This window comes from Methylocaldum sp., assembly GCF_039794385.1.
Lineage (GTDB): Bacteria > Pseudomonadota > Gammaproteobacteria > Methylococcales > Methylococcaceae > Methylocaldum.
On record NZ_JBDIVO010000439.1, the window covers coordinates 1 to 3336 of the forward strand.

Genomic DNA, 3336 nt, shown 5'->3' on the forward strand with positions numbered 1-3336 from the left:
GACGACGGCGTCCTGATCCTCCTGGCCAAGCAGGACCGTACCGTTAGGATTGAAGTGGGGCGCGGGCTCGAGGGCGTGATCCCCGATGCCGTCGCCAACCGGATCGTGGAAGACGTGATGCTCCCGTTTTTCAAACAAGGCGATTTCTACGGCGGCCTGTCCGAAGGCATCGATAGCCTTTTCGCCCTGATTCGCGGGGAGCCTCTGCCCGCGCCAGCCGATGGCGAAAGAGTTCCGGATGAGGATCTGGGCGGCGTTTTCGGGCTTTCGATTCTGGGCGGCATCTTCGGTGGGCGGATACTCCGGTTTCTGTTCGGCCCCTTTCTCGGCGGGCTCATTGCCGGCGCGGGCGCCGGACTGCTGGTCGCCTTTTTCGGTCTGCCGATCCTGTTTTCGCTTTTCGTCGGCTTCTTCGTGTTCATGACGGTGTTCGGAGGCATGGGTCGGGTAGGGCCGGGCGGCTGGTACGGCGGGCCCGGTGGATTCGGCGGCTCCTCCGGAGGTGGCGGTTTCCGAGGGGGCGGCGGCGGTTTCAGCGGCGGCGGAGCTTCGGGGCGCTGGTGATGTTCAAGCATTTCGGTCGTATCCTAAAGCATCTGTGTTACGGACCCTGGCGGCTTCGGCGGGTCCTGCCGCGCCACGCGCTTAAAGCCATCGCCGAGGAGATCCGTGAAAGCGAGACGAAGCACGGCGGAGAAATCCGCGTCGCCGTGGAAATTTCGCTCGATTGGCGGAGATTGCTGCGGCGGGAGACGCCGAGGGAAAGGGCCTTGGAAGTGTTTTCCGATCTCCGCATCTGGGATACGGAACGGAACAACGGCGTTTTGATTTATCTGCTGCTCGCGGATAGGGACGTGGAGATCGTCGCCGATCGCGGTATCGACCGGCTGGTCGGAGCGGAAGCTTGGGAGCGTATCTGCCATGAGATGGAAGCGGCTTTTCGGAAAGGCGACTTCGAGGCGGGTATCGTGGCCGGGGTTCAAGCCGTGGGCTCTCATTTGGAAAAGCACTTCGCGGGACCGGATCTGCACGGCGACGAGCTCGCCAATCATCCGGTCATTATTGATGGTTGAGTTTGCTCGGCCGCTCCTGTTTTGAGTTAAGGCTCAGGCTCGTCGTTCCGGCAGGGAATGCCGGAACCCAGACGTTCGGGACGACTTGCGGAGTAACGTCCTTGTCGACTGGATACCGGCACTCCCTGCCGGTATGACGGCTTAGTTCAACAGCATTGTCCCGCGCCGGGTACGGACTTTTTCCGGTCAACCGGCTAGTTGCCGATTACTATTAACGGATCACTTCATTTGCCGGAGACCACTCATGACCGACGCATTGTTAATCGCCAAAGGCCGGGATTCGCTTTCACTGCTGCCGTCCATGGCCAACCGCCACGGCCTGATCAGCGGCGCGACCGGCACCGGCAAGACCGTTACGTTGCAAGTTCTGGCGGAGCGTTTCAGCCGCATCGGCGTGCCGGTGTTTTTATCGGACATCAAAGGCGATTTGTCCGGTTTGAGCCAGCCGGGCGTGGCCAGCCCGAAGATGGTCGAGCGGCTCTCGTTGCTCGGCATCCAGGGCCATGAATTCGCCGGATTTCCGGTGACCTTTTGGGATGTTTTCGGCGAACAGGGACATCCCGCTCGGGCGACCATTTCCGAGATGGGGCCCTTGCTGCTCTCGCGCATGCTTAATCTGAACGAAACCCAGGAGGGCGTGCTCCACCTGGTTTTCAAGATCGCGGACGACAGCGGAATGCTGCTGCTCGATCTGAAGGACTTGCGCGCGATGCTTCAGTTCGTGGGCGAAAATGCGGGCCAATTCACCACCTCGTACGGCAACATCTCCGCCGCCAGCATCGGCGCCATCCAGCGCGGTTTGATGGCCTTGGAAAGCCAGGGCGGAGACCGGCTGTTCGGCGAGCCCTCCCTGAACATCGACGATCTGATGCAAACCGCGCCGGACGGGCAGGGCGTAATCAATATCATGGCCGCCGACAAGCTCATGCAGGCACCGAAAGTCTATGCAGCCTTTCTGCTCTGGCTGTTGTCCGAACTGTTCGAGCATCTGCCGGAAGTGGGGGATCGCGACAAACCCAAGCTGGTGTTTTTCTTCGACGAGGCGCATCTGCTATTCGACGACGCTCCGGAGATTTTGCTGGACAAGATCGAGCAAGTCGTGCGCCTGATCCGCTCCAAGGGCGTGGGCGTTTATTTCGTGACGCAAAATCCTCTGGACGTTCCGGACAAGGTTTTGGGACAGCTCGGCAATCGCATCCAGCACGCGCTTCGGGCCTTTACGCCGCGGGATCAGAAAGCGGTTCGTTCGGCGGCCGAAACCATGCGCGACAATCCGGACCTGGACGAGAAGACCGTCATTACCGAGTTGGGCGTCGGCGAAGCCTTGGTTTCATTACTCGACGAAAAAGGCCGTCCGCATATCGTCGAGCGGGCCTTCATCCTGCCGCCTCAAAGCAAGATCGGCCCCATCGATGCCGCTCAACGAAAGCAACTCATCGGCGAGTCGCCCATCGCGGGCCATTACGAAAAAGCCGTGGACCGGGAGTCGGCCTACGAAATGCTCAAAGCGCGTGCCGCCGAGGATCTCCAGCAAAGGACCGAAGAAGCCGGTCGTCCTGCTTCCGGTTCGGCAGCCGGAGGCATTTTCGATACGCTCGGGAGCATTCTGGGCACTCCGTCGCGCGGTAAGGGCAAACAACGGCAAACCGCGATGGAGGCCTTCGCCAAAAGCGCCGCCCGAAGCATAGGCAGCGAACTCGGCCGGCAGCTTCTTAGGGGCGTGCTGGGGTCTTTGACGGGAAGAAAAAGGTAGGGTGGACGTTATCAGGTATACCAAAAGGTAGGATGCGGTGAGGGACGAACCGCATCGTTCGCGATCAATGCGTTTCGGGCACTCAGTGCATCTTACGAACTCGTTATCGGGCAGGCGGCAATAAAAATATCGGCTTGCGGCTATTCTTAACGACGGCTCAGTTTACATGTGGGTCCCGGTCGGCCAGTTTCGGCCGACCGGGACTTCTCGCGAGGCGCCGAACGAACCCGCGTGATCCGTGCGGCCATAGAAGAGTTGACGAGGAGTTAAGATGTTTTACGAAGTGAAGCCTTTGGTGCTGATTCTGATCGGGGCCGCCGTGGTCATGAGTCAGACCGCCTTGGCGATACCGTTTGCCGTACTGTTGATCGTTCTCGGCGCATTCATTATGGGCATGCGTTTCATCTATCGCTCCGAAAGAGTCAGTAGAGCAAAAACCGCTTCACGGCAACGAAAGAATTTCTGACTTACCGGGCAATCGGCATTTCGTTCCGCAGAGCCGCAGAGACC

General features: G+C 59.8%; 4 protein-coding genes. All 4 read left to right on the plus strand.

Going from position 1 to position 3336, the window contains the following annotated elements; genetic code table 11:
* Positions 1–564, plus strand: a 564-nt coding sequence (locus ABJK70_RS22310; RefSeq protein ID WP_347259174.1) for a TPM domain-containing protein, incomplete at its 5' end; no start/stop codon positions are given.
* Complete coding sequence (locus ABJK70_RS22315; protein WP_077727887.1) at positions 564–1073, plus strand: TPM domain-containing protein; 510 nt, start codon at positions 564–566, stop codon at positions 1071–1073. The genes ABJK70_RS22310 and ABJK70_RS22315, both read left to right, overlap by 1 nt.
* A gap of 244 nt (positions 1074–1317) precedes the next feature.
* Positions 1318–2826 (plus strand): helicase HerA-like C-terminal domain-containing protein, encoded by a 1509-nt coding sequence (locus ABJK70_RS22320; protein ID WP_156879470.1) that lies wholly within the window; start codon positions 1318–1320, stop codon positions 2824–2826.
* Positions 2827–3097: 271 nt separating this feature from the next.
* The gene (locus ABJK70_RS22325) at positions 3098–3292 is read left to right on the plus strand and encodes a hypothetical protein (protein ID WP_077727889.1); all 195 of its coding nucleotides are present in this window, start codon (positions 3098–3100) and stop codon (positions 3290–3292) included.
* Positions 3293–3336 lie beyond the last annotated feature (44 nt).

Bases quoted from the DNA above. Each gene is read 5' to 3' on its own strand.
- ABJK70_RS22315 (WP_077727887.1), top strand. From the start codon at position 564: ATGTTCAAGCATTTCGGTCGTATCCTAAAGCATCTGTGTTACGGACCC.
- ABJK70_RS22320 (WP_156879470.1), top strand. From the start codon at position 1,318: ATGACCGACGCATTGTTAATCGCCAAAGGCCGGGATTCGCTTTCACTG.
- ABJK70_RS22325 (WP_077727889.1), top strand. From the start codon at position 3,098: ATGTTTTACGAAGTGAAGCCTTTGGTGCTGATTCTGATCGGGGCCGCC.